The sequence below is a fragment of the Saccharopolyspora elongata genome, from assembly GCF_004348985.1.
GTDB lineage: Bacteria > Actinomycetota > Actinomycetes > Mycobacteriales > Pseudonocardiaceae > Saccharopolyspora > Saccharopolyspora elongata.
This window is the reverse complement of sequence record NZ_SMKW01000071.1, coordinates 14753-39920: the sequence shown is the minus strand read 5'-3', so window position 1 is coordinate 39920 and position 25168 is coordinate 14753. Positions and strand designations below refer to the sequence as shown.

Annotated in this window: 33 protein-coding genes and 1 pseudogene; 7 read left to right on the top strand and 27 right to left on the bottom strand. The window is 65.5% G+C overall.

Going from position 1 to position 25168, the window contains the following annotated elements; translation table 11 throughout:
- Positions 1-32 precede the first annotated feature (32 nt).
- The 9 genes from E1288_RS35860 to E1288_RS47440 all read right to left on the bottom strand — a co-directional run bounded on the left by E1288_RS35860 (position 33) and on the right by E1288_RS47440 (position 6650).
- A complete protein-coding gene (locus E1288_RS35860) occupies positions 33-959 on the bottom strand; it encodes a hypothetical protein (RefSeq protein WP_235884056.1) in 927 nt (308 codons plus the stop codon).
- The gene (locus E1288_RS35855; RefSeq protein ID WP_207954742.1) at positions 959-1663 is read right to left on the bottom strand and encodes a cytidylate kinase family protein; all 705 of its coding nucleotides are present in this window, start codon (positions 1661-1663) and stop codon (positions 959-961) included. Before E1288_RS35855 ends, E1288_RS35860 begins: the two co-directional genes overlap by 1 nt.
- 465 nt (positions 1664-2128) lie before the next feature.
- Entirely contained in the window at positions 2129-2995 is an 867-nt protein-coding gene (locus E1288_RS35850; protein WP_165968440.1) for a S1 family peptidase, read from the bottom strand.
- A gap of 131 nt (positions 2996-3126) precedes the next feature.
- Positions 3127-3468, bottom strand: coding sequence for an RNA polymerase-binding protein RbpA (locus tag E1288_RS35845; protein ID WP_132493129.1), 342 nt, complete (start codon positions 3466-3468; stop codon positions 3127-3129).
- Positions 3462-3662, bottom strand: a complete 201-nt coding sequence (locus E1288_RS35840) for a hypothetical protein (RefSeq protein WP_132493128.1) — start codon at positions 3660-3662, stop codon at positions 3462-3464. Before E1288_RS35840 ends, E1288_RS35845 begins: the two co-directional genes overlap by 7 nt.
- Positions 3659-3961 carry a hypothetical protein gene (locus tag E1288_RS35835; RefSeq protein ID WP_132493127.1) on the bottom strand — a complete coding sequence of 101 codons (303 nt, stop codon included), beginning with the start codon at positions 3959-3961 and terminating at the stop codon, positions 3659-3661. The genes E1288_RS35840 and E1288_RS35835 overlap by 4 nt, the downstream gene beginning before the upstream one ends.
- A 740-nt stretch (positions 3962-4701) precedes the next feature.
- On the bottom strand, positions 4702-5118 hold the full coding sequence (locus E1288_RS35830; RefSeq protein ID WP_132493126.1) for a hypothetical protein: 417 nt from the start codon (positions 5116-5118) through the stop codon (positions 4702-4704).
- A 59-nt stretch (positions 5119-5177) separates the two neighbouring features.
- Positions 5178-6395, bottom strand: coding sequence for a helix-turn-helix domain-containing protein (locus E1288_RS35825; protein WP_235884054.1), 1218 nt, complete (start codon positions 6393-6395; stop codon positions 5178-5180).
- Between the two features lie 105 nt (positions 6396-6500).
- Complete coding sequence (locus E1288_RS47440; protein ID WP_165968439.1) at positions 6501-6650, bottom strand: hypothetical protein; 150 nt, start codon at positions 6648-6650, stop codon at positions 6501-6503.
- A gap of 50 nt (positions 6651-6700) precedes the next feature.
- Between E1288_RS47440 and E1288_RS35820 the strand changes: the two genes are divergently transcribed.
- From E1288_RS35820 to E1288_RS35800, 7 genes and pseudogenes are all read left to right on the top strand, one after another.
- Positions 6701-7033 (top strand): hypothetical protein, encoded by a 333-nt coding sequence (locus E1288_RS35820; protein WP_132493125.1) that lies wholly within the window; start codon positions 6701-6703, stop codon positions 7031-7033.
- A 4-nt stretch (positions 7034-7037) separates the two neighbouring features.
- Entirely contained in the window at positions 7038-7388 is a 351-nt protein-coding gene (locus tag E1288_RS35815) for a GNAT family N-acetyltransferase (RefSeq protein WP_165968438.1), read from the top strand.
- A gap of 1456 nt (positions 7389-8844) precedes the next feature.
- Positions 8845-9024, top strand: a pseudogene (locus tag E1288_RS50570) (hypothetical protein); the annotation flags it as partial.
- Positions 9025-9223: 199 nt separating this feature from the next.
- On the top strand, positions 9224-9358 hold the full coding sequence (locus tag E1288_RS49955) for a hypothetical protein (RefSeq protein ID WP_268951993.1): 135 nt from the start codon (positions 9224-9226) through the stop codon (positions 9356-9358).
- A gap of 124 nt (positions 9359-9482) precedes the next feature.
- Entirely contained in the window at positions 9483-10295 is an 813-nt protein-coding gene (gene ku / locus E1288_RS35810) for a non-homologous end joining protein Ku (RefSeq protein WP_132493123.1), read from the top strand.
- A gap of 108 nt (positions 10296-10403) precedes the next feature.
- Positions 10404-11165 (top strand): DddA-like double-stranded DNA deaminase toxin, encoded by a 762-nt coding sequence (locus tag E1288_RS35805; protein WP_132493122.1) that lies wholly within the window; start codon positions 10404-10406, stop codon positions 11163-11165.
- Positions 11162-11587 (top strand): Imm1 family immunity protein, encoded by a 426-nt coding sequence (locus E1288_RS35800; RefSeq protein WP_132493121.1) that lies wholly within the window; start codon positions 11162-11164, stop codon positions 11585-11587. The genes E1288_RS35805 and E1288_RS35800 overlap by 4 nt, the downstream gene beginning before the upstream one ends.
- A gap of 367 nt (positions 11588-11954) precedes the next feature.
- Here E1288_RS35800 and E1288_RS35795 read toward each other — a convergent pair whose 3' ends face one another.
- The 18 genes from E1288_RS35795 to E1288_RS35715 form a co-directional block, all read right to left on the bottom strand.
- On the bottom strand, positions 11955-12812 hold the full coding sequence (locus E1288_RS35795; RefSeq protein WP_132493120.1) for an aminoglycoside phosphotransferase family protein: 858 nt from the start codon (positions 12810-12812) through the stop codon (positions 11955-11957).
- Positions 12809-13468: a histidine phosphatase family protein gene (locus E1288_RS35790; RefSeq protein WP_132493119.1), complete on the bottom strand. Its 660-nt coding sequence runs from the start codon at positions 13466-13468 to the stop codon at positions 12809-12811. Before E1288_RS35790 ends, E1288_RS35795 begins: the two co-directional genes overlap by 4 nt.
- Positions 13468-14238: a phosphotransferase gene (locus tag E1288_RS35785; protein WP_235884052.1), complete on the bottom strand. Its 771-nt coding sequence runs from the start codon at positions 14236-14238 to the stop codon at positions 13468-13470. The genes E1288_RS35790 and E1288_RS35785 overlap by 1 nt, the downstream gene beginning before the upstream one ends.
- On the bottom strand, positions 14235-15029 hold the full coding sequence (locus E1288_RS35780) for a class I SAM-dependent methyltransferase (protein ID WP_132493117.1): 795 nt from the start codon (positions 15027-15029) through the stop codon (positions 14235-14237). The genes E1288_RS35785 and E1288_RS35780 overlap by 4 nt, the downstream gene beginning before the upstream one ends.
- Positions 15026-15556 (bottom strand): P-loop NTPase family protein, encoded by a 531-nt coding sequence (locus tag E1288_RS35775; protein WP_132493116.1) that lies wholly within the window; start codon positions 15554-15556, stop codon positions 15026-15028. Before E1288_RS35775 ends, E1288_RS35780 begins: the two co-directional genes overlap by 4 nt.
- Before the next feature lie 39 nt (positions 15557-15595).
- Positions 15596-16636 carry a hypothetical protein gene (locus E1288_RS35770; protein WP_207954741.1) on the bottom strand — a complete coding sequence of 347 codons (1041 nt, stop codon included), beginning with the start codon at positions 16634-16636 and terminating at the stop codon, positions 15596-15598.
- Positions 16633-18348, bottom strand: a complete 1716-nt coding sequence (locus E1288_RS35765) for a carbamoyltransferase family protein (RefSeq protein WP_132493114.1) — start codon at positions 18346-18348, stop codon at positions 16633-16635. Before E1288_RS35765 ends, E1288_RS35770 begins: the two co-directional genes overlap by 4 nt.
- Positions 18345-19253, bottom strand: coding sequence for a thymidylate synthase (locus E1288_RS35760; protein WP_207954740.1), 909 nt, complete (start codon positions 19251-19253; stop codon positions 18345-18347). The genes E1288_RS35765 and E1288_RS35760 overlap by 4 nt, the downstream gene beginning before the upstream one ends.
- Positions 19254-19347: 94 nt before the next feature.
- Positions 19348-20310, bottom strand: a complete 963-nt coding sequence (locus E1288_RS35755; protein WP_132493112.1) for an NAD-dependent epimerase/dehydratase family protein — start codon at positions 20308-20310, stop codon at positions 19348-19350.
- 479 nt (positions 20311-20789) lie between these two features.
- Positions 20790-21392 carry a hypothetical protein gene (locus tag E1288_RS35750; protein ID WP_132493111.1) on the bottom strand — a complete coding sequence of 201 codons (603 nt, stop codon included), beginning with the start codon at positions 21390-21392 and terminating at the stop codon, positions 20790-20792.
- Positions 21393-21394: 2 nt separating this feature from the next.
- Positions 21395-21655 carry a hypothetical protein gene (locus E1288_RS35745; protein ID WP_132493110.1) on the bottom strand — a complete coding sequence of 87 codons (261 nt, stop codon included), beginning with the start codon at positions 21653-21655 and terminating at the stop codon, positions 21395-21397.
- 64 nt (positions 21656-21719) lie between these two features.
- Positions 21720-22259 (bottom strand): hypothetical protein, encoded by a 540-nt coding sequence (locus tag E1288_RS35740; protein ID WP_132493109.1) that lies wholly within the window; start codon positions 22257-22259, stop codon positions 21720-21722.
- Positions 22249-22404, bottom strand: a complete 156-nt coding sequence (locus E1288_RS47435) for a hypothetical protein (RefSeq protein ID WP_165968437.1) — start codon at positions 22402-22404, stop codon at positions 22249-22251. Before E1288_RS47435 ends, E1288_RS35740 begins: the two co-directional genes overlap by 11 nt.
- A gap of 179 nt (positions 22405-22583) precedes the next feature.
- A complete protein-coding gene (locus tag E1288_RS35735) occupies positions 22584-23009 on the bottom strand; it encodes a hypothetical protein (protein WP_132493108.1) in 426 nt (141 codons plus the stop codon).
- Positions 23006-23554: a hypothetical protein gene (locus E1288_RS35730; RefSeq protein WP_132493107.1), complete on the bottom strand. Its 549-nt coding sequence runs from the start codon at positions 23552-23554 to the stop codon at positions 23006-23008. Before E1288_RS35730 ends, E1288_RS35735 begins: the two co-directional genes overlap by 4 nt.
- A 97-nt stretch (positions 23555-23651) precedes the next feature.
- Entirely contained in the window at positions 23652-24032 is a 381-nt protein-coding gene (locus E1288_RS35725; protein ID WP_132493106.1) for a hypothetical protein, read from the bottom strand.
- Between the two features lie 125 nt (positions 24033-24157).
- Positions 24158-24535, bottom strand: coding sequence for a response regulator transcription factor (locus tag E1288_RS50565; RefSeq protein WP_165968436.1), 378 nt, complete (start codon positions 24533-24535; stop codon positions 24158-24160).
- A gap of 216 nt (positions 24536-24751) precedes the next feature.
- Entirely contained in the window at positions 24752-25099 is a 348-nt protein-coding gene (locus E1288_RS35715; RefSeq protein ID WP_132493104.1) for a hypothetical protein, read from the bottom strand.
- Positions 25100-25168: the final 69 nt, after the last annotated feature.

Here is a 25168-nt window from a genome sequence, read left to right as displayed (position 1 = left end):
ACGGGATGCCGTACAGGACGTGCAGGTCAACTTCACATCGCGTCATAGCGGTGCTTCCGTCCGTAGGCGACGACCTGGTCTAACTCGGTGTCGTTGAGTCCCGAGAGGCGGAGTTCGCGATCCAGATCGGTGTTGAACAGCATCGGATCGTCGGTATTGATCGACACGGGAATACCGAGCTCCAACGCGCGGCGCGCTGGACTGGTCCGGTGCCAGTTGACGACCCCGAGCGTGGTGTTGCTGGTGGGGCACATGTCCAGGCAGATCCCATGCTCGCGCACCAGGTCGACCAGGCTCGGGTCTTCCAGGAGCAGGACGCCGTGCCCGATGCGGTCCGGGGTGAGCCGGTCCAGGAGGTAGCGGGACACGGCGTTGTCGAACAGCTCACCCAAATGCATGTTGATCTTCAGGCCATCGCCTTGCAGGGCGCGCAGCGCCGGCAGATATCGATCGAACTTCGGTAAATCGCCGGGTAGGAGGTTGATGTCGATCCCAGCCAGGCGACCCGCCACGTCACCATCAGTGGTCAGGACATCGATGATGCGGTCGAGACGATCCTGCGACCTCGTGAGATCCACACCAGCCAGAAACGACACCGAAAGACCGTCATGCTGAGCAAGTTCGTCCCGGAAAACGTCAAGGCCGTCAGCGGCGCTACGCATCCACGCCCACCTGCGCATGATCGGCCCGATGCGCAGGTCAACGTGCTCCACGTGCGATGCGGTCATCTCGTCCAGGAACCGCCGAACGACCGACCGGAACACCTCTTCGGTGAAGAGGTCCTCGCCATCAGTCAACCCCTGCACGGTGTTCCACAGCAGGTAGAGACGATCTGCTGGGCTGACGCGGTCATAGAAGGGGGAGGCGACGACGGTTTCCAGGTGGCTGACTTTGCGGGATCGCACCAGGGCGATGGCGCGGAGTGCGGATTCGAAGTGGCAATGCAGCAGGCTGTACATCAGCACCGTCCCACGGTCGACGTGTCCGGAACCGTGATGCGATGAACCTCGCGCGGATGTGCGCGCGCCAGCTCCCGCGCGCTCGTGGTGTCCGAAGTCAGCACGGACGTCACGGCAGCGTGGACGATCGGAGCGAACGCCTCGATCCCCGCCTGAGCGGCGGTGTCGGTTGCCTGGGGGATCAGGTGGCTGTTACAGAGGATCACGTCGTACCGGTCTCGGTCGGTGAACAGATCGAACCCGTGCCGCTGCGTGAACAGCTCTCGGTTGAAGGTGTCCTTGTCATCGATCAGGTTCCGGCACTCGTCGAGCCCGAGCCGCTGCTGACGTTGGGAGACAAGGCATTTCCGCGCTCGGGAATCAGCATCAGATTCCAGCCAGATGCGGACCAAAGGCTCGTCGCCGATCCACGCCAACGCCCATGTGTCGAACACCGTTGCATGGCGTGTCCTGTTCAACTCCAGAAGCCGCTGCTCCAGCTCGGCGTCCACCGCGCCATCTCCGCGTGCTTCGTTGATCTCCTGGAGCCTGGCGAACCACACCTGATCACCGGGGGTGTCAACACCCAGCATCTCTAACAAGATGTCCGTGGCGGACACGTACTCGTATCCCAGCTCAGACGCGAGCAGCCGTGCGTGGGTGGTTTTTCCCGCTGCTGTCAGCCCTGCGAACGCGATATTGCGGGTGAACGACATCGTGATCATCAACCCCATCAGTCATCGGCGATCTTGATCGGTTCTTGGTGATCTCCGGTCTTGGCCTGCGGTGGTTGTGTACCGGCGCGGCGTCAGCCGTCCTGCAACGCGCGCAGGCGCGCGGCGAGAGCTTCGGCCCGGTCGCGGGGCTCATCCCGCTACCTCGGCCGTTTCTTATGCATAAGAACTGTTTTCGGTTGGTGGTCAGCGCGGAACACTGCGCCCGCTCCGCGCTGACCGGACATCACTTAGTGCTGCAACCGGTCGTGGCGCCGGGTCACAGTTGCGGTCCGACTCCCGGCCAATGCGGTGTTGCGTTGGTGTCGTAGACGGGACTGACCTGCTCGTCGCCGTCTTCCGGGTTTTCTTGCGGTTCTGGGTTGTCCGACACGAATTCACCCCTTCTTGGACGTCGGTGACTGCGCCGTGGCCCGACCAGCCCTCGCCCTGGCGAGGGCTGGCAGAACTGGCGAGCTAGCTGCGGACGAGCGGGGCGCCGGCCTGGGCGGTGGTCCTCACCATCCACGGCCAGTACGAGCCCACGGCCGTCGCGACATCCGGCCGCCCGCCGCACGGCAGCGGCCCGGACTCGTTGGTGCCCCGGGAGTTCACGCCGACGAGTTCCCAACGGCCCCAACGGTGTTGGAGCGTCGGGCCGCCCGAGTCGCCGAAGCACATACCGCTCTCCGGCAGGTTCGCGATGCACAGATCGAACCCGTCGCGGAACATCGAGTCGGCCGCGCACGCACCCGGCTCGGTGGTGCGGGTGTCGAGCCGCATCAACTGCTCGGACGGCTCCCCCTGGCCATCAGGCTGGGTGCTGCCCCACCCCAGTACGCGCACTTCGGTTTCCGGCCTGACCGGGATGGGCGTCACCCGAACCGGCTGGACTCCGTGAACAGGTTCGGCGAGCTGGAACAGCGCGATGTCATCGGCAGGGCTGGCGTCTTGCCCCCAGTTCCAACCCTCATGGGGAAACACGGCCTTGACCGCCACCTCGCGACCGCCGTCGGCGTGCCGTACCGATCCGTACCTCAGCCGCATCTGCTCCACCGGCTTCGGCGGGTGCGCGGGGTCTGCCAAAAAGTACGCGCAGTGCGCCGCGGCGACGGCCCATTCCGAGCCCACGATCGTGGCCGAGCAGAACATGCCGCGCCCCTCCAACGACAGACTCGCGGTGCCCTGGTCGGACGACGCGGGCGTGCCGCCGACGATCAGCGGCTCGACGGCCCGCGGGCTGGTGTGCGGGAGGTTCGGCGCCGGCTCATCCGCAGCGGCAACCGACGACAAGGCAAACGCGCTCGCCAACACCACAGCGGCGAACGTTATCGATTTCTTCAACTTCCCTTTCCCTCTTCTCGTTGGTGGCCCTGGCCACCGCCACACCGTTGTGACGGTGGCCAGGGCCGGAACGGGCCGAGTCCTGGTGCTGACGACAACCGCCCGGCCCGAGCTTTCTCTCGCGGCAACAGCTATCCACCTGGACTGGACTTGCGAAGCAGCGCGAGGCGTTCCTGTAAGAGATCTTCGAGTTCGAGAATGCTGCGACGTTCCAGCAACATGTCCCAATGCGCGCGAGCACGGGCTGCCGTTCCCGGTTCGAAACGACCACCTGAACCGACGATTCCCGCGTCGATACCGTGAGCGCGGCATTCCCACACCGTTGGCCGTCCGGCGTCGATCGCGAGCGGTATCGAGAACTCGCACCCTTTCGGGCACGCGTACGTCACATGACGCCGTGGAGCCGATTCGTCGTAGTCGTCTTCGTTCTGGTAGGAGGCGCGAAAACCCTTTGCTCCCTTGAACGTCACCATGCCGGAACGAACCTCCCGGGGTGCGCTCTGGCGTGCCGACCCCCGATCGACGAACGAGCCGGGTTGGCCAGCGTGCGCGCGTTGTATGCCCCAACACCCGCACCGGAGTGACGTCCCGGGCTCTGCGCGTAGTAGGCGGCGGCCAAGCCGCCGACCAACGCGACGAACAGGACTGCCGACAGCACGATGATCACGCCGCCCCCTCGAGTTCCTGCACGTCCCTGTCCGCACCGACACGAAGCAGCCGCAGACCCTCGCGGACGGCATCGGCGCTCGGACCGTTGACGGCGAGCACCCAACCGCCCCCGACCTGGTAGACCTCGATGGCATTCGGCTGGAGGTAATGCAGGTCGCGGGTCGGGTCTTCCCACGAGCGGATACCACCCGCTTCATGCACTGCCCGGTAGATGGCATCGGGGTCCACGTCCACCACCAGGGCGCGGAACCGGCGATTGTGCGCGGCGGCCGTGGTCGGCCCGATGTGCTCGGTCACGCCGCCTCCGCCCGGGTTTCGAGAGCGTGACGCGGCCTGTACGACCGCCGCAGGAACGGGGTAGGCTCCGCTCCCGTCCCCGGCAGGTAGGAACTGCCGGGGGCACCAACGCCCGGGCCTGGTGGGTCAAGATCCGGGTCGACCGGCGGCCACCAGTGGGTGTCCAGACCATCGCGTAACACCGGAATCCGGTCGGTCTTCTCGACGTCCGCAACCCGCGGGATCAAGGCCGTCGGCCGGTCCGCCGAGTGAGCCCTCGGGCGGTAGCTGTCCAACGCGCGGGACACCGCTTCGTCGAGGGAAACGACCGGACCGGACAGAATCGGGAAGATCCCCGCGATCACACAGCACGGCTCGCACAAGCCGTACCCCTTGATGCGCGGCGGCCGTCCCACCCACGCCCCGACAACCTCGCGAACACGGTGTTCGCATTGCGCGGCAAGGGCTTCCGCGCCCTCTTCCGCTTCGCCCCGTGGCGCGAGATGCAGCCTGGACTCCTTGGCGCTCGCCACCCAAACCGTTGGGATCGGTTTCCTCGATCGCGCGGCCGGGTGGCTCATTCTTTTCCCTCGCTGACTTCCTGACGCCCACGAGTCGATGTCGGCCCCCATGCGAGAACCCCCAAAATCACAAAAATTAGAACCAAAATCTGAAACGCCCCAAAAAGCATATTTGTCCCATTTCTGAATACAAGGAAGCCTTTCGAGAAATTCTCAAAAAGGACAACAAAAATGGCCAGTTCAGAACATGCGCCACGATTGGCGGATAACACTCGAAGACGACTGCGCGATCGAGGGAACCCACAACTCACTGGGAACCGAAAGCGCGAGGCGTGGCGCGCCCTTCGAACCGTGCGGCGGCAATCGCATCAACTCAGCCACCACGTCAGTCACCGTCCCGGCGGCGTACCACAACGGTTGCGGCCTCGCGGTTTCCAGATCTTCGAGGCGGAACCGAGCCGCGACGGCGTCCTCCGTCGAGGTCGCGCTGTAGGTGTCCATCGCGCCATGCGCTTTGTGGAACGCGTGCAAGCTCAACGGGTTCTCACGACTTGGCCAGTAGGCGAACACAAACCCCGCCCGACAGGTGTCCTCGATCGCCGCGAGGTGTGGGCGAAGCCAACCAGGCAACTTCGCCAAAACCAAACTGCTGTCCATGATCGGAACTCTCGCGTACGTACAGTACCGAGATGGGTACGTTTTGTACCCCTACCCGATCAGCGGACGCCGACCCGTCTAGCGAGCTCGCGGACGGCTGCCCGCTCTCCCGTCGGCGGTTGATCACGAAGCTTCAGGGTGAGGTCACGCGCCCATCCGTTGAACCGGACAGTCTCCGGCGCGGTCCGCTCGGCCCTGGCCAGAATCTCCAACACGGATGCACTCTCGTCGTGTTGTGCGTAAGCACGCGCCACCTCGATCAGGTGCCGTGAACGCCGCGGGACCGAGACGATCTGGTTCGGGTCGAGTTCTCTCGCCGCCTTCAGCGCCTCACCACTGCGACGGAGGTCGACCCCGAGACTCAAGGCATTAGCGTGCATGATCGCAAGACTGAAACTTGATTGGATGTGCCGATAGTCCGGCCCAAGCTTTCGTGCGATCTCGTACGCGGACTCCCAGTAGCGCCAGGCTTCCCCGTGCCTCCCTTTTCGGGCGTACGTAAGGGCGTTCTCCGCTCGTAGCGCTCCGACCATCCCCCGCCAGTCATCAGACGCCGACTCAAGATAGGGCTCAAGCTGAGCCGCGCCGTCATGGGCAACCGAGATCGCTTCATCCCAACGCCCGGATTCGCGTAGCGCTTGCACGAGTGCCCATGCACCTGCCGCCATGGCATACGGATCGTCAGCGTCCTGACCCTCGGTTACCGCTCGATCAGCGACGAGCCAAACCAACTCGGGGGCCGGCTGGTAGGCAACATAAAAATCCGCCAGTTGGTAAACGCCCGCCAAGACCCGTCGAGCGTCACGGCGTTCTTCCCCCCATCGCGACCGCACAGCACGCTGCGCGTCCCGGATTAGGCCCGGCAAGATCGCACCGACCTTCGTCCGGTGGTCGGGCGACGAATGGCGCAGATCCCACGCCGCAACGAGGCGCTCACGAAGGTGAGCCAGGTTCACAGGGCGCGTGTCCGAGCTAAGCCGATAGTCCATCAAGGCCGCACGCACCTCGTTCAACGCACCATGCGCGGGGCCTACGGCATACCGAGAGATCGAAACCGCTTCGCCGTTGCCGGTCAGCTCGGCCAAATCGCTGATACCGAGCGCTTCGGCGAGCTTCGTCAGCATGTGGAGCTTCGGCGTCTGAAGGCGACCAGATTCGACTGCCTTCAGCCATTCAGCCGAACGGTCCACGAGCCCGGCGAGCACAGGACGGCTCATACCGGCGCGTTCTCTCGCCTGACGGATGCGAGTACCGACGGGCAGATCGTTGTGTTCCACGTGCAACCACCACGTTCCGTGTATCGACCGGCGCGCCTTCGCGGTGAGGCTCTAGCGATCAGACGTATCGAGCGTAGCCGGGTCGCGATCAAGTGACGAGCACCATCAGCTCTCGTTCTTGCCTCGGTCGGCTTCCACCCCGAGCACCCGCAGTAGGTCGGCCGTGACGACTCGGTAGGACTTGCCGAGGGGGAGCACCTCGAACGGCAGCTCGTCGCGGCCGTTGAGCTCATACACCTTGGTCCGGCCGATCATGACCAGACACGACACATAATGAACAAGTGTTCGCTTCAGGCGTTCACCGGATGCTCGCACAGTCTTTCAGCCCTCCGCGGCCGGTCTGGATCGACCTGGACGCCCTGTTGTTCCGGCGGGAGTCGAGCATCCGCCGAACCAACGAGATCCCGCTGATCGCCCGCTCGCAGGGGCTCACCCTCCAGCGTGTGGAAGGTCGGCAGCTCGGGTGGCTGCGGTCAGACCGCGGGCAGTGGCTCGGCGTGATCACATTCACCGTCCCGACCGCGGCGGGCGATCTCTCTTGCCAATTGCTGCTGGCCGACGATCAGTTCAGCCTCCGGCGCCCCGACGCGACCAACCCGGCGTCGCAGAGCGATCCGGCCGCCGGCGGCGCATCCTGAGCCCGTGGTCGAGCTGGTCACCATCCCCGCGGAGCAGCCCGCGGGCCTGGCCGTGGTCGAGATCCGCGAGCACGGCGTGACCGTGGGCGACGCCGACTACCGCGTCTGCGAGCTCTGCCATCTGGGCGTCATTGAGCACGTTCGGGTCGATCCGCCGTTTCGCCGGCGCGGGCTGGCGACGCGAGCGATCACCAAGCTGTTGACCGACTGGCCCAACTACAGCTGGAGCACGTCACCGATCAACGACCACCGGGCACTCTGTTTTTGGAAGTCGCTGGACTGGCCCGACCCCGGAACCCTCGGTACACCTTACGCGTGCATTCACATGCGCCAGAGCGACGACCGTATCTCTTGAGGACGGCGCTTACGACGCAGCTTGCACCGGAATACGCCGAACGGAAACAGCGCAAAGCAACCTTCCAACCCATCGGCGAAATTCCGAAGCGCCCTCATGCCTATGCCCCGGCAAGGTGACCCTCTTCGCGCTTACCGTTGCTTCCTGGTTCTGTCCACAGATTCGCAAGGAGTCCACGGATCGAAGGAACCTTCATCGATCCTGAGGAGGTTTCCGATAAGATCGCGAGTGCTTGCACTGCAAGCCGAAAGGCTCGACCTCGTAGCCGACGGAAGACGCGATCCGCCGGGTACGCCGGCCACCCGTGGATTATTCCACTCCCCGACTAGGCCGGCCCACAAGGAGAGGCCGATGCCCCAAAGGAAAACAAGGAAAGACCCCAAGACGCTAAGGGATGAACGCCCCGAACGCCTTGGGATCTTCCTGAGTGCACTTCAGACCGTCCTGGCGCTTGTCCGGCTGCTCGGTGACAGTTTGAAGTGGTGGTAAGAAGGCGTCGGGTGCGGGCGTTCTGGTCCGGCCCGACGCCGAACCGATGGCCCGCGTCCCTAGTCAACTGCCCCCGTCCCACTCGGGTCAGCTTACAAGTCACGGCACGCTCTGTACTTAGTTTGGCTGGATCTTCGCCCAGAAAGGGCGAATCGGTACGCAACGTGGTCAAAACTTGTTGCCGCAAGCAATCACGAGATGCGCTCCACAGGGTGAGGTACTAAAGTGCCCGGCTCCACCTCAGGAGCAGTTCGGACCAACGCGCCCCGATCGGTCGGTCGGGGCGCGTGTGTCGGAAAGGACCTTGTGCCCTGTTTCGCACGCGGCAGCGCGCGCAGGATCGTCGAGCCGGGAAACCGGCCCGTGGCTTGCTTGGGGCGGAAGGGCTCAACCGCAGAGGAAGGCTCCTCACAGGGTCCATCAGTCCACTGCCATCGACGAAGACCCGCCCCGGGCAAGCCCTCGATCAAAGCCGGAACTGTCTGAAGGTTGGGGCATGGTCGCGGTCTGGACGGGAGCGGTCTCCTTCGTTATCTGGAGGTCCGCTCCGGCCTCAGGCATACGAGCACCTTGGGGATCCTGTTGGTGTGCCTGACGAGTATCCGGGAGCTGTGAGGCACTGGTCGCTCGAGACGACTTGGCTGCCGCCCGCGCCAGCCTCCGACGCATGATCCGCGTCGAGAACCTTCGCTAGGCAGCTACCAACTTGACTAGGCGGGACCCAGCACCATCGGTAACTCCGGCCGCGAAAGCGCTCGTGAGCCTTGACGCTCCCCGATACCGACGTACAGGCCGCGCTCACCGTCCTGGGCCGCCGCGCCACCGCCCGGGGCTAAGGCCCGATCGGCCTGTGTTCCACGTGTCGATTCGGCACGGCGACTAGTAGCTCACTCAACGGTCACTCCGGTCGCTGGGCCTGCCGCGAAACCGGCCCCCGCGGCGGGCGGCTGCTGGCACGGTGTTGACCATGAAGCGACCGCGCATCCCGCGTGCGGCCGGGCGGGGTCCCACCAGGCCGCGGCCCGTCGCAGCGCCGCCTCCATCATCGGGCCACAGCCACGACACGCTGACCTCACCAAATGCCGACTTCCGCAGCGCCGGCCTCGTCGGCGCCCAACTCGTCGGCGTCAACCTCACCGGCGCCGTCCTCACCGGCGCGCCGCTGTTGTCCCCGAGGCGCTGCAGCGAGCCCGAGGGACCGCGGAGCTCAGGGGGTATCCGCCGGGCTGGCTGCGGTGAGGGGCAGCCGTTACCTGCCCGGCCCTTGCCGGGACCGTCCGACCCCCGCGGGCCCGCGGTGCCGTGCACGGGGCTTCCGCCGCCGGACCGCGCGACATGCCAGTTATGTGCGATACGAGTGCCGGTCACTGCGACGGCAGCCCTACAGCGTCATCGAGCTCGACACCGCCGAAGACGGCAGGGGTGAGGTGCGCGAAGACGACCCGGCTGCCACGCCGACGACGTCGGCCTCCAACGCATGATCCGCATCGAGCCCACGCCTCACTGAACAACAGTCACCAAACTCCACTCTGTGAGGACCAAAGTCCCAGGCCTGCGTCTCGCCGCCGACGGCATGCTGAGCCATGACGGAGGGGAGGTACTCGCATGCCTTCGGCCATTTGGACCGGACATATCGCCTTCGGATTGGTCTCGATCGGGGTGCGAGTCGTGGCCGCGACCGAGTCCAAGGCCATCACGTTCCGTCAAATCCACTTGCGGGACGGCGCCCGGCTTCGTCACGAGCGGATCTGCACGGCGGAGAATCGGCCAGTGCCGTGGGAGGAAGTTGGCCGCGGTTACGAGACTCCGGATGGTCGCATCGTCCCAGTCACCGAAGACGATCTCATGTCGTTGCCCCTGCCGACAGCTCGAACGATCGAGGTACTGGAGTTCGTGCCGCTGGAGTCGATCGACCCCATCCACTACCAGCGGACCTACTATCTCGATCCCGCCCAGCCGACCTCCGTCCGCCCGTATGTGCTCTTGAGGGACACCCTGGAGAAGTCTGGTCGCGTTGGGGTGACGAAGGTGTCACTCCGATGTGGCAGGGAACGGCTGGCGATGCTGCGTCAGGAAGGCAGCTTGCTGGTGGCGCACCTGCTGTACTGGCCGGACGAGATCACCCCCGCCTCCGACCACGTACCCCCAGCGGGCGCCGCGCCGCACCCCGCCGAGCGGCAGATGGCCCGGACACTGATCGAGGCCATGTCGGGCGACTTCCACCCGGAGCAGTGGCACGACCGCTACCGGGACGCCATCGAAGCGCGGATCGCAGACAAGTTGTCCGGACGCCCCACCGAAGCCGAGGCGGTCGCGGAACCGGTGTCGGACCTCGAAGCGGCGCTACGGAAATCGATCAACGAAGCTCGCGGAGGACGCGGCACCGCAACGCCGAAGCACGAGCGCCCCACGTTGTAACCCTGATCGGGTTCGGCAGGCTGTCCGGGTGATCCACACTCGTCCGTTCCGGTGACGCCTGTTCGCGAAGCCGAGATTCTGTCGGGGTCGTGCTGAGCATCGGCTGGTGTGGGCGATGACGTGGCGGCGGTAGCGGCGAAGATTCGCGAGGCGATGGCGAAGCTGCCGCCGGAGGCGTTCCAAATGGCCGGCGAGCGCATCGATGAGGCGGGCACCGAGCTGTATCCGCTCGCACTGGAGACCAACGACGACGAGCTGGCCGCGGTGATTGCTGCCCTTGGTGAGGCGCGGGAGGAGATCGATCAGGCGTGGCAGATCTGCCTGAAGGTACGTGATGCCTGCACGGCCTATCTCAAAAGCATTGGTGCGGCAGAGCCCTGCGCTCCAGCCGCCAGTGGAGGGGGTTCGGTTGGTCAGCCGCGGCACGTGATAGCGAAGGACGGGTCCCAGTACCCGCCGGAGGCCGGGACGGTGGTCGATGTCCTGCCTCGTCGTGTCCAGGAGGGAAAACCCGGTGAGAAGACGGTCGGCTTCGTCGACGGCTCGGTGACTAGTAGTTTCGTCTCGGGTATCGATCAGACCTGGACGCCGGCGGTTCTTGCTCGGGCTCGCGAAGTGGGGATCTCTCGTCATTTTGCGAGGTTCGTCAGCAGCCACGTCGAGATGAAGGTGGCCGCGATGATGACGCAGACCGGTAAGCAACACAGTGAGCTGGTGATCAACCATGTTCCGTGTGGTTCGCAGCCGACGCAGCCGCCCGGGTGTGATCAAGTGATTGAACGATTTTTGCCGAAGGGGTTCACGTTGACGGTTCACGGCACCACCCAGGCCGGCAGGCCGTTCTCCAAGACCTACAGGGGGCAGGCATGAGCGATTCGGGGGCCGACGTTCTCAACTACGGGCAGGTTCTGCTCACCCCGGCCATGGACATCGAGGAGATCATCCGCGGCCTCGCCGAGCACGATCAAGAGCGCCAAGGTCCCGAAGCTGGACTGACCTGGTTTTTTAAGCACGAGCCTGGCGAGGACACGCCCACTTTGACCCTCGGGGTACGAGGCACGACCGGAGCGCTCATGTGGTTCGACGCCACGTCCGGCCTCGTGCCTGCTGAGGGCACGAATACCGAGCACGTCGATTACTTCACCATGGACGGCCATTTGATGGTGATGTCTCCTGGCGCCGAGGTTCCCATCGCGCGGGTTCAGGAGGCGCTGCGCGAGTTCGCGCGTACTCGGCAACGGCCGACCTGCGTCGTCTGGGCGCCTGATCCTGATCTGGATGGAATCTGGTGAACATTGAGGAGCGTGTTCCGGGCATGTGAAAACCTGCCAGCTCGCGCCGATGGCGTGCGGGCTGGCAGGTTTCGGCTCTTGGAGCGCTCAGCGGTGTCAGCCGGGCTCGATGCCCAGCTTCGTGATGATCTCCCGCGCAATCATGGCTGTGGTCTCAGTCGCTTGTGACGCGACTTCAACCCCGCCATTCTCGCCGCCGCGTGCAACGCCGTCGCGACCGCGGAGCGGCACAGCGGACATCCAGATCACGCAGCGCGGAACGTGGTGTAAACGTGCTCAGACCCGGTAACCGATCCCGGCTGGGGTCCGATCAGCCAGCTCTGATCTCGGTCCCGCCGCTCGCAGGCCAACACGCGGGGTGGGGAACTCATCTGGGTGTTGGCTGGTGCAGTGTGCTGAGCAAGGCGCGGCCATGCTGAATGAAGGCGGGGTCAGCGTTTCGGTGTCCGTACGCCAGTGTGGTGAGGCCGTCGAGGACGGTGCAGTGGGCCAGTACTGCGGCATCGGATTCGTTGAGTGGCCCATATCCGGCGAAGAACGCGGCCTTCAGGTCGGGGCGCTGGGCGAAGTGGCGGGTGGTCAGGCGGACGAGGTCTCGTGCCGCGAGGTCGATGCGTGCGTGTTCGAAGTCGATGAGCCGGAGGCTTTCGCCGGGATGCCAGAGCAGGTTGCGGGGCTGGAAATCAAGGTGGCATGCGGTCACGCGTGCTGTGGTGATCTTCATGAGTCGCTGCATGTGGTGCCGGATGCGCTGGGTGTCGTGGCGGGTGAGATGCAGCGTGGTGCGGGCGATCCAGTGTTCCGCGCGTTCAGCCAGGTAGGACGTGATCTCTGGGGCGTGGCCGGTGACGGGGATCTGGTGCAGGCGGCGGAGAAGTTGCCCGGTTTGGCGGAACGCGGCGCGTTCGGCTTCTTGGGGAAGGTCGAGTTCGTCCAGCGGCCGACCGGGGACTGCGGTGATCACGATCCCGGGCAGGTCCGGATCGACGGCCAGGAGCCGGGGTGCGGCGTCGGCGAGGTGCGGGGTCCATGCGCGGTAGGCGCTCACCTCGCGTTGGTGCAGCGTGCGGGATCGGTGGATCTTGCCGATGAGGCTTGTTTCGGTGCTGCGCATCCGCACGACTGTGCCGGTGGCATGCGTCAGCGGCGGTGAGGTGATGTCGGCCGGGTCGTAGCCGACGGAGCGCGCGAGGGCGCGCAGACGCTCAAGGTTCTGGTCGTTCATCCGGTCGCGGTTTCCGCTGCGGTAGCGGCGAGGTGCTGAATGTCGTTGTGGGCGGCCAGCATCCACACGGTGTGGCCGAAGCGGTTGCGGTGTTGCTGCCAGCGAGTCAGGCTCGCGTGGCTGGTGACGACGCCGGGTTGTTCGGCTTCTGAGCGCGGGAGGCCGAGCAGGAATGCGAAGCTGGCTTCGATGGTCTCGCCGTGGGCGGCAATGAGGATGCGCTGGCCCTCATGGCGGTGGATGAGGCTGGCCAGGACCCGGCTGGTGCGGTCGAGGTAGGTGTTCCAAGCTTCGGCGTCTTCGGCGATCGGCTGGTGCGGATAGCGCTGGGGGCGGCCACCGAAGCGGGTCTTGATGCTGGTCCAGTCGCAGCCGTCGGCCGCGCCGTGGTCGAGTCCCCGGAGTTCGTCGTCGGTGCGGATGGTGAGGTTCAGCGCGTGGGCCAGTGCGGCGGCGGTGTCCTGGGTGCGCTGCCGGGGGCTGGTGTAGAGCGCGTCGAAGGCAGGCTCTCCCGTGAGACGGGTGGCCAGGCGGGCGACTTGCTCGCGGCCGCGGTCGGTGAGCCCGGTGCACGTACGCGGGCCTCCGACGAGACCGACGACGTTGCAGGCGGCTTCGCCGTGGCGTGCGAGGACCAGTTCGGTGGTGACGGGCATCAGCGGCTCCGTTTAGTAGGCGTGCTGGTCACGTCGTGCGCGGGCCAGGGGCGTACGGCCGACCACGGATGGCGGTAGCCGTGGCGGCCGAGGTAGCGGCGAGTCAGGAGGTCGTGAAACTCCGCCCAGACAGCGATTTCGGTGTGGGAGCAGGGTTCGCCGAGTTCGTGGGTGTAGGCGGCCACCGCGTCATCGGCGGCGCTGCGGGGGAGCCGGCCGTAGGTCATCCCGGTGGTGACCAGGAGTTTGGCCAGGTCATAGCCGACGGGGGCCAGCGTCAGGGAGTCGAAGTCCACCAGGACGGGACCGCGGTCGGGAGTGATGAGGAAGTTGCGGGGGTTGGAGTCTTTGTAGATCGCGGCAGGGAACAGCGCGGCGTGGTCTAGCCATGCGTCGATGTCCTGATGATCCAGTGGCGAGTCCGGGGTCTGATCGCGTTGATGGTGCAGCCGCTTGCGGCGGGGTCCGGCGAACGGGGCGAGCCACCGCCCGCCAGGGGTGATGTAGCGGGAGTTGACCTGCGCCTGGTCTATTCCTGCCCGGCGGGCGGCGTAGTGCAGACGCCCCAGTACGGCGGCGACAGCAGGGAGATCGTCGAGTTCGGCGGCCCGTCCGGTGACGTGGGCGAAGCCCAGGGTCGTGTCGGTCCCGCCGATCATTTCCGGGTACTCGATCCCGGCGTTGAGGCCGGTCAGCCATCGGTAGTGCTCGCGCGCGGTGTCCGCGGCGCGGGCGTCGCGGTAGGTCTTGATGAATCGCCGGGTGGTCATCGCCGCTCCGCCAGGACGTAAGTAACTCTCGAGGTCGCGGTCACCCCGGACTGGCCGACAAGGGGATGAAGTGCGGTAGTGATGGCTTGTTCGTCGGCGGCGAGGTCGTATTTCGGGGTGGTGGTCAAATAACGCGCCGCGTGCGCGGCATCACGGAAGTGGAACACATGCTGATGATTGACCGTCTTGCGCACGGCGAGGTGGTGTGTGGTGATGTGCTCGACGTTGCCGCTGTGGAACGTCTCGTACAAGCTGGGCCGGCGCGTGGCGTGTGGGTCGAGTCCTGCTGCGGTGACGAGCTCGTCGAGTTCGCGGTAGCTGTCGGCGGACTTGGTGACCAGCACTGCCTGGCCACCAGGACGCAAGCAGCGGGCGAACTCAGCGATGACCCGCTGAGGCTGGGGTGCGTGGTAGAGGCAGAACGCCGCCACCACAACGTCCACGCTGGCTTCGGCCAGGGGCAGTGCGTGAAAGTCAGCACGTAAGAACCGCGCACGGGCCTGCTGCGGAAGGCGTCGGCGGGCGTCGACCAGCAACGCGTGGGAGAGGTCGATGCCGGCCAGAAGCACGGGGTTCCACCGCTGGGCCAAGTGCGCGGTGGTGGAACCGCGGCCGCAGCCAACGTCGACCACGGTTGCACGGGCTCGTTCGGGATCGGGTAGTTCGCTGATGACTTCGGGCACCGGTCGACCCTGGATTTTGGCGCCATGCAGCGCGCCAGTGCGCCTGGCCAGCCGCCGGCTGGTGCCGTACAGCTCCTCCTGCCCACTCAGGAACGGGTTAGTGCTCATGCGCGCGCCGAGTCGGAGTGGCCGCCGTTGCTGGGCACCGAGCGCAGGAACCGGCGCATCTCGCGGCGGGAGCGCAGGGTGATCGCCGTGCCGCTGGCATGCTCGGCGATCAGGGTTTCGACCTTCGGACGCATCGTGCGCCGGTAGCCGAGGATGTACTTGATGAATCCCCAGGTGATCCGGCCACGCAGGTGACGCGACAGTTCGTCGTCGCCGCGGTGCTGGAGGCGGCGCTGCAGGATGCCCCATAGACATGTCAGCGCGGGTAGATCGAGGAAGATCACGGTGTCAGCGGCGGTAAGCCGGATCGGCATGGTGCTGGCGTAGTTGCCATCAATAATCCACCCTGGCCGGGCTACCAACGTGCGTTGCCTGTCGGAGAAAGCCTCCTGGCCCAGGGGTTTCCAGTCGGCGTCGTAGAACACCGTGTCCAGGTGCGTCACCGGCAACCCGAGTCGCTGGCTGAGTTGGCGCGCCAGTTCGGATTTGCCGCTGCCGCCGCACCCGCAGATCATGATCTTGCGCATGGTCCTCCGTTCCGGTTGGTCAGCTCTCTGCCCGGTTGTTTACCGTGGCAGTCTCGGTGGTATCCGTCGGGACTGGCTCAGCAGCGTGTCGATCACGTCCAGCTGGTGATGTAGCCGGAAGACCTTCAGGTGGTGCAGGCACTCGGCCAGGAGATCGGCGTGCCGAGCTGTCCCGGTGAGGCGCAGTTCGCTGATCAGCTCGGTGGCGTGCTGGCCGCTGGTGATGTGCAGGTCGGCCGGCACGTAGCGCTCGACCCCGCGGATGGTGGCCGGGGCTAGCGGCAGGCATCCGGCGAGGACGGCTTCAAACAGCCGCTGGGTCATTTGGCCGTTGGCGGCGTAGCGCGGCGGCAACAGCAGCACTGTCGCCAACGCATCGCGATACATCGGGTCCACCGCGGTGAACGGGATCCGGCCGATGAAATGCACGTGCGGCCACCGGTCGGTGTCTGTCCATTTCCCAGCGACCTGGTGATGGTGCTCGGCGGCGGCTGGCGCGAAGTAGGTGCCGAACGCCTCGTCACGGCCGTACTGGTTACCGATATACAACAGCGGCCATGACCTCCGGCCTCGCGCGAGTTCGGAGGGGTCAACCGTGTCCAGCGTGTCGTCGGCGACTGGGAACAGCAGGCTGTGTGCCCCCTGACTCGGGTACAGCGCTGGCTCGCACACCCGTACCGCGGAATGGCCGCGTAACGGGTCGTCGGCGGAGAGTTGCTGGTCTTTATCCCAGAGCAGGGTCGGCAGACCGTGCTGCGTGTAATGCTCGACCAGCTGCTGTTGCCGGTGCAGGTCACAGGTGTGCCCGGGTGCGCCGCACGGGGTGGTGTTGCGGCCCGCGATGGGCCAGCGCCACTCCAGAAACAGCGCGTCGATCTCGGGGAACCCGGTGTCCCAGCGGTAGGTCTGCCTCAGGTCGGTCCCGGCTTCGGTGAGGTCGCGGTTGGTTTGCAGGAACACGATGTCGTGCCCGGCCTCGCGCAGTCCGTCGATGAGGGTGCGGCGGTGGCTGCGCCCGCCGTCTGGGGTGTCGGTGACCCCGGCGCCGAGGAATCCCCAGAAGCTGTAGCCGATCTTCACTGGCGCACCACCCACCAGTCCTCCAGGAGCAGCGCATCGATTCCGGAATCAGCCAAGCAGTCCAGCGCCATCTCCGGGGTGCCGCAGATGGGTTTACCTTTGACGTTCAGCGAGGTGTTGATCAGCACCGGGGTGCCGGTGAGTGCGGCGAACTCAGTGAGCACCTCGGTCAGGAACTGGTTCTGGGCCGCATCGACGGTTTGCGCGCGAGCGGTGCCGTTGGCATGCACGATGCTGGGGATCCGCTCCCGCGCCAGGTCGGTGACGGGGTGCGCTCGTGACATGAACGGCGAGGGTGCGCCGAGGCGGACGTAGTCGGATGCCTTGTCGGCGAGGATGACCGGCGCGAACGGCCGGAACGGCTCGCGGTATTTCACGGTGCTGTTGAGCCGGTCGACGACCGACGAATCCAGCGGTGAGGCCAGGATGGACCGGTGGCCCAGTGCCCTGGGACCGGCTTCCAGTGCTCCGGTGAATACACCGATGATGCGGCCGGCGGCGAGTTGTTCGGCGAGGTAGCGGGCTCGGTGGTGCAGCCGTCGGGCGCGGGCGCCGGGCCGTGGCGTGGTGGGCAGGGTGAGGCCGCCGAAGGCTGGGCCGAGGTAGCAGGCGTTTCCGGCTCCGGTGGCCATGTGCCCGCTGTGGTGGTGCCAGGAAGCCAGCGCAGCCCCGATGGCGGTGCCGGAATCACCGGGTGCGGGCGGGACGGTCACGGCCTCGAAGATTCCGGCGTCGGCGATTCGGCCGATGCTCACGCAGTTCATCGCCACACCTCCGCCGACGCACAGCGTGGAGGCTCCGGTGGCCTGCCGTGCCCGCCGGGCCAGATGCAGCATGATCTGCTCCGTGCGCTCCTGCAGAGCCGCGGCCAGATCCTGGTGCACATCGGTCACCGGCTCGTCACTGTGCCGAGGTGGACAGGTGCGGGCGATGAATTCCGGAGTCAGCCGCTGCGTGCGCCCCGAGAGCACTCGCAGCGCGATCAGCCGCGGGTCGACAGTGAACCCGCGGCTGGTCATGCGCACCGCGTCGGCGAGCAGCTGCCGGAACCGGGTCGGGTCGCCCAGCGCGGCCAGGGCCATGACAGTGCCTTCCTCATCACCACGGCGCCATCCCAGGTGCTCGGTCACCGCGCCGTAGACGTATCCCAGCGAGGCAGGGTCGGTGAGCGCCTCACGCTGCCGGAAGACCAGCCGACCGTCGGAGTAGTGTGCGGAGGCGATCGTGGTGGTCTCGGTCTCGCCGAGGCTGTCGACAATGAGCACGGCCGCGTCGTCGGCACCGGATGCGGCGAAGGCGTACAGCCCGTGGGCACGGTGATGCGGAATCGCCCGCAACCCGGCGCAGGGGAACCGTGCACGCAACTCGGCCAGCCGGGCGTGGGTGCGGGCGGCGACCTTGACGAACGACCGCGACCGCGCCATCGCCCGACGCGGGTCGCGGACCAGTCGCGCCGGGGCCGGGAGCGCGGCGGGCAGGTAGCGGGCCGGCACGAAGTTGTAGGCGACCTCATCGACATCGGCGGCGCTCAAGCCCTGCTCTCTCAGCAGCCACTGCACCGCGTGCTGGGGAAACGAACGGTCGTGTTTGACGCCGGAAAGCCGTTCTTCCTCGACAAAGCCCACCAGGCGCCCGTCGATCAGCAGCGCGGCGGCCGAGTCGTGCGTGAACGCGCACAGCCCCAGCACCACGCTCGGAACCGATCGGCTCATGCCAGCCTCCCGCGCGCGTTGGGCGTGGCCGGTGCGGACGCGATCCGGTGCGGCTCGGATTCCAGCAGCTCGTACCACCGGCGCAGCGCGGCCGACAGCAGCTGATCCGAGCCGGTCAGCAGCGCTCGGGCATTGTCGCGATCACCGGCCTTCCAGCGGCGGTAGCTGGCCAGCACGATCGCGAAGTCATCCCAACCAGCGTGGCCCACGAGTTCCCCTGCGGTGATCTGGGCCAGCAGCGTGTCGAAGTCCTCCCACGGCACCCGCAGATCCAGCTGCGCCCCGGCCTCGGCCTGGTGGCCCACGGGCAGTGTGTCGAGTGTTTCGGCCAAGGCCAGGTGGTCGTCATAGAGGTGCAGCGAGTCGACCAGGTGGTGATACTCGCCGAGGCCGACGCCCAGCCATCCAGCCAGCAGCTCCTGCAGCAAGGTCGTGGTGAAGATGTCGTAGGGAAAACCCAGCCACGTGTCCTGGCTGCGCATCGTGGTGAACATGACCAGCCGCCCGGACCGGATGTAGAAGCGATAGCCCAAGGTGCACGGCACATCACGGTGGCCGGAGAAATCACGAGCGGGGTTGAACAGCTGGATCACCGCCTGCCGAGACTGGTCGTCGTCTTCCAGCACCCGCCGCACCGTGTCCAGCTGATCCCGTCCCTGCCAGTTCCGAAGCCGTGGCCCGTAGGCTCCCTGCAGGCGGCCGTGGTCGGTGAAACGGCGCAGCCGCTTGTTGAAGTCGAAGATCCACGGCTCGTCGGATCCGGACAGGATCCAGACCGCCTCGGCGGCCGCGAACGCGGCGTTGATCACCCTTGCCGGGGCCTCATCAACGAACCGGTACCGCGGCCGCGTCAAGTGCAGGTGCGTGCCGAGGAGTTCAGTGGTGGCCAATCCACGGGGCGCCACCGCTGAACCGTGCGTACGAAGGCAACGGCAGGCCGCGGTGAACAGTTCGGTGGCCGATCCTGCTGACAATGTGTGCACTGATCAGGTCCTTTCGTCAGGAAGCGGCTTCGGCGTGGCCGGCTTGGGCGTTGAGCCACTGCCAGTGCCGGGTCATGCCCTCGACCAGATTCACCCGCGGTTGCCACCCCAGCTCCTCACGAGCGCGGGTCGGGTCGGCCAAGGTGGCGGGCACATCACCGTCCCGGGCGGCGACGGGGCGGGTTGGGATGCGGGTACCTGTGATGTCTTCGGCGATACGCACAACATCGGCGACGCTGGCCGCCCGGCCGCCGCCGATGTTGAACACACCCGCTACTGGGGCGGTGGCGGCCGTGAGCGTGGCCGCCACCGCATCGTCGACGAAGGTGAAGTCGCGTCGCTGGTCGCCCGCACCGAACAACCGCACGGGCGGGCCACCCAGTGCAGCCGAGAGCACCCGGCCGATCAGCATGTCCGGACGCTGGCGCGGCCCGAACACGGTGAAGTAGCGCAACGCCGACACTCTTGTCGCCGAGTCGCTTCGCCGCGCGTACGCCAGGCACAGCGTTTCGGCGGCCAGCTTGCTCACCCCGTACGGCGACAACGGCGCCGTCGCAGAGGTCTCCGGTGACGCGGCACCACCGGTCCGGCCGTACACGCTCGATGAGGACGCCAGCACCACTCGCGGGACCTTCAACCGCACGGCCGCTTCCATCAAGCGCTGGGTCGCCACGATGTTGCTTTCGGCGTACTCCGCGAACCCCAGCCCCCACGAGGGCCGAACCCCCGGCACACCGGCCAGGTGAAACACCACGTCGGCGCCCAACACCAGCGATTCCACCGCGCAGTGGGCCAGATCAGCCGGGACGAACACAAAGTTCGGCGCCGCCCGGACAGCCTCCACATTCGCCGCGGCGGCGACATCGCGGTCCGGATCTCGCCGGTCAACGCCGATCACCAGCACCCCGGCCCTGACCAACCGTTCCACGAGATGCCCACCGATAAACCCAGCAGCACCGGTAACGACCACCCGCCGCATCGGATTCGTACCGCCACACGCATCGTGGACGGCGCTACCCGAGGCGGTTGAGCCGGTCATGAGCACTGTCGACATGGGATACCTCGATGTCGTCTGGTTCGGATCGGGTTCAATAACCAGGGCCAGCACGGAAGGAATGGCGGACGCGCTGGTCCGGTTTTAGGGCCTGCCCAAGGCTTTCAGGGCCTTAACCGCGGAAACCAGGTGCAGGGTCACCATTGGATGCCGCACGACGCGTAGTTCTCCGTGGCAAACGACTACTAGGGTCTCTCGTCGCGGTAACGAGCGGCGGCCGTATGCCCCTGAGTAAGGCGGTCTTGCGCCTCGGTCAACAACGTCAGTGCATCTGCGTACGCCTGGCCTGCCGCCATCGCATCGTCGACAATACCCTCTTCCAGTGTTGGACCGGCCAGTGGGGTGCGTGCCTTGGTACGAAAGGGCAATTAGAGATTCGCTGGAGCATTGCTTCTGGCGAGTAGTCATCTTGGAAGCCGTTCTAGGCGCTGCGTGATCTCGCGGGCCGTCAAGATCGCGACCTCGGTCGCCTGCTGCCGCGAAATCGAGACGGGTTCGCCCACGGGGTTGAAGTCGCGCCCGGAGTATGTGATCCAGAGATAGAGGTTGTCTGCGGTGATGATGGCGTCGCTCTGCCCGTCCAGGGCGTAGAGCATGGCGCCGTCACCGATGCCGGGCTCATCGGTGAGCGCGCCTGGCATGTCGTCGGACTGCATCCGCTGGTGGAGTTTCGCGGTATCGGAGCCGGATGCCGTGCCGACGGTGCGGTGCACGACGACGTTCAACGACAGGACCCGCTCGAACGGCTTGGTGTTTTCGGTATCGACGTCCCGGTTCCGGTGGATCCAAGTGCAGGAGCCGGTGTCCTCGATGTCGAAGGGGTCGGTCCGGGCTCGTTCGCCGACGAATGCGTGAATCGTCGCCGGCGAGACCAGGCCGCAGATGTCCGGTAGCGCGGTGAACCGGTCTCCTGTCGGATCGGCGGCCGGGCTACTGCACCCCATGACCGTGGCGGCAAGTAGCGCAGCGCTCGAAAGCCATCCGCGCCGGGCATCGCGGGGTGCCATCGTCACAGCCTGCCCGCGTAGCCCTCGGTGGCGTTGATCGTGGCGCTGATCTGCGCCTGCACGCTGCTGATCACTTGCATCACCTCGGCGAGCGAGCCGTGCGCGTGCTGCATCTCCTCCTGAGTGCTGCCCTGGGTGGCCGGCACCAAGGCCGCCCGCGCCTCGTCGAGCGCGAGGTTGCCTTGCTGCAGGGCGGCGATGCCTTCCTGCATCTTCTGGTTCACCAGAGCGATTGCCGCACGAACTTCTTCAATACCGGGCACGTTTCTCCTTCTGCTGCAACAGAACTTGTCGGCTGTGGGTGGCGGATTGGTCTTGAAGCGCCGTCTACGTCCGGATTGCGGTGGCTTTGTCTCGCAGCTGCGCGGCCAGCGCGCCGAGTTGGGTGGTGATGTGCTCGGCGATCTGGTTTCCGGTGTTGTTGATTACGCCGACGACGTCGGCGTGACCGGTCTCGGCGACCAGGCTGCTGGCTTGGGTCGCGATCTCATCCAAGGCGTTGGCCACAACTTGCGCCGCACCGTAAGGAAGCGAGTCCGCCAGCGCCTCCAGTTGGGCGGCTGCTTGGCTCACGTCTGACATTTCGGCTTTCTTCCTGTCCTCGTAGCAGATCAGTTGGTGGCGTTCATGGAGGCGCTCGGCGACGATGAGTGGATCGAACCGGGCTGCTCGTAACTTCGGTGACGTCGGCTTCTTCGGCGCTGCGCCGAATTGTGCGGGCTTCACGGTCGGCGAAGTAGCGATTTCGGAGTGACTGCAAGCTCCGGTCGGGAAATAAGACTGCGATCTCATCCCATCGCCTGCCTTCTGTAGCACGGAGGCGGAAGAGCAGTTGCCGCTGTTCCAGGTGTAGGGCTCACCTTTCATCGCCTTCCCCGGTGCGCGCGTCGATCGAGCTGATCACAACGCCGACACGGGGACCGGTGCGCACAACGCCGTCGACATAGGTCCACATCCGGTTCACGGCTTCACGCGGGCTGCTGGCGCTACTCACATGGATGAACGTGACCATGTTCTGCGCGCCCGATGTTTGGACAACACTGGACAGTCCGTCAGCTAGCCACGTCTGAGTGAAGCCTCTGTTGTAGTGCTGGAGATTTTCCTTTGTACTGCATGGAAAACCGTCAGCTAGCTTGCTGCGGTATGCCTGTGCTCGCTGGGCCATCCGGTGTTGTCCGTCGCGGTCACTGATCACGGCTCGGTGGCCGTGTCACGCGTTTCGTACTCGCGTTCAGCCCGGTAGGCGGTGTTGCGTTCCCTCGTGGTGTGGAGGTACGCGGTGACGCGCTCATCGTCGGGGCCCGCGTCGAGGACGACGTCCATCGTCCACCTGCCGTCGAAGCGGACGCCTTCAACACCGAACGACGAAGCTCGGAGGCGCAGCGCTGCACCTGTTGCGATAGTGACACCGATCTCCTCGTCGGGGTGCGCCATTTCGAGTCTGATCAGCCGCTCTTCGAGATCGACCCATGATCCGTGGTCGTTGGTGCCGACAAGGCCAATCCAGTTCTCGGTGACACGCTCGACGAAGGTATGCAGGTCGTCGCCGGTGACCGTGTCGGTGGTGTAGTGGAGTACCAACGCGATAAAGGTCGATGGCGTTGGGGGCGAGGTCATGAGCTTTCTCCTGTGCAGTCAAGTCGCAGCGCGGCGTTCGCGCGGTGCATGTCTTTCTGGCCTGAAGGCGTGGAGCTGAAGCCGGTTCGATGCTTCCCGCAGGGACACCAGGCCGTCCAGTGACTAGTGGTCTTCTGGATGGCCCAGCCCTTCGCTTCCAGCGCGCAGAACTGCCGCTCAAGGTCCTTGCGGTTGTGGCGGGGGCGTTTCGCTCCCGCCAGCTTGTGCGCTTTTGTCGGGCTGGTGGGAGGCGCCGGTTGGCTGGACGTTGAGCCGGCGTGGTTGCTGGCCTTCCGGATCGCGTGAGCGGTGTCCTGCAACGCTTTTCGCACGCTGTCGAGTCCGCTGGTCCCTGTGGATTCGATCTCGGCGCGCACGTTGTGCACCACCGGGAGGAGGTCGGCATGGTCCGTATCGGCGACGAGCTCGTTCGCGAGCTCCGCGACGGTCTCCAACTCGTCGCCGACACCGTGCACCACGGCGTAGGGCAACTGGTCGGCAAGCCGCTGCAGCCGAGCAGCCGCCTCATCAAGTCGACTGCTCACCCGACCGGCCCCTCAGTGCCAGGACACCGCCGGATGCCACGCGAGAGCTCGCACGCAGGCGGGTAAAGCCTCGGTGAGCATGCGCGAGGACCGTGGTTCACGCTGCTGCCTCCGCGAGCTCGTCAAGGAGGTCGCACACCGCTTTGGACACCTCGGTGTCCTCCGACCGGCAGAGTGCTGCGTCGATCGGGTCCCAGAACTCCAATTCGGCACGCAACACGCTCACGGGGAAACGCACGTACCCCCGGCCGTCCCGGAGTACCACGCTGCCCCGGACGACGTCCGCTGAACGAAGGTCGTCCAAGCCGACAGCACGAAATCCGCGCCGAATCCAGTCACGCCCGATGGCGTAGGTGCGCGACTCGACGAGGACGATGCCGTGTGTGACGGCGACAGCCAGGAACGGAACCACGAAAAGTGCGGCGATCTCACCGTAAAGAACCAAAGCGAGAGTCAGGGTCATCTCGGCGGCGACCACAGCGATAGCGGTCACGAGCCATCGTTGTGGCGGTTTTCGCACGTGCACGAACGGTGTGGCGTAGCCGCGAGGGGAGCGCGCAAAGAAACGAAACATGAAATCCTTCTCCGCAAAGGGCTGCGACGTTATGGACGCAGCGGCACCAGCGGCCTCTCTTTCGGCGAGACCTCACTGGGGTAATACTCTCGACCAACCTGAGGCTTGCGAACGAATTCAGCGGAGGCGACCCATCCCGGAACCACGAGCCCCACCTCGTAAGCAACGACCACAATCTCTGCACGCCCACGCAGGTCAAACTTCGCAAGAATGTTTTTCACGTGCGTTTTAACGGAAGAGGTACAGATTCCCAGAGAGTCCGCAATTTCCGAATTGCGACACCCGCTGGCGACACCAAGAATAATAAGCTCCTCAGCTGGGGTAACATACCGCAAATGCCGCGGATTGAATCGTGATCTGTTGCCGTTCAGTCGCAGTCTGATGCGCCTGAGCTGACTAACTTTCATTTCCTCTTCCTCAGGGCTCGGCGCGGAGACACTGCAGCCTCTCCCCCGCGCCGACTCCATGTAGTCGCGAAATTCGGCCGACCTAGACCCCGGCTTCGCACACCGTCGGTCGAACGTAGGCCATCTTTTTGTCCATGTCAGCCACGGTAGACGCGGCACCAACCAGCATCGAGACCACGATCAGACCATAAAGCAGGACGGCAGCTAGCACGTATTTCACTGCGCCCCCTCGTGCGACATCGCTTCCTCGGCAGCATCGACACCTGGCCGATCAGGCGACTTCACGGAACCTCGATCCAGATTAAACAGCCAAGGAACTGAACCCACAAGGACCATTTGCAGGATCATTTCCAAGGTTGCAGCATGCAGGCCCGCGTAGATCGCAAGGAAAACACTTACGATCCCCATTGCAGCCAGGACGATTCGAAGCCAGTTCACCTGGAATAGTTGAATGGCCACCGCAAGTACGACCGAAGCGATGGAGTGGGCCACGACTACCCACCACCAAGCCGCTTGACAAGGAGCAATTCTGTCCGCGCGAAGATAAATAAACAGATTGAACACGCACAGCGTCTCCCACAGATAACTCAGGAGAACTACTCTCTGCCATGGGACTATTTTCTTTGACAACAC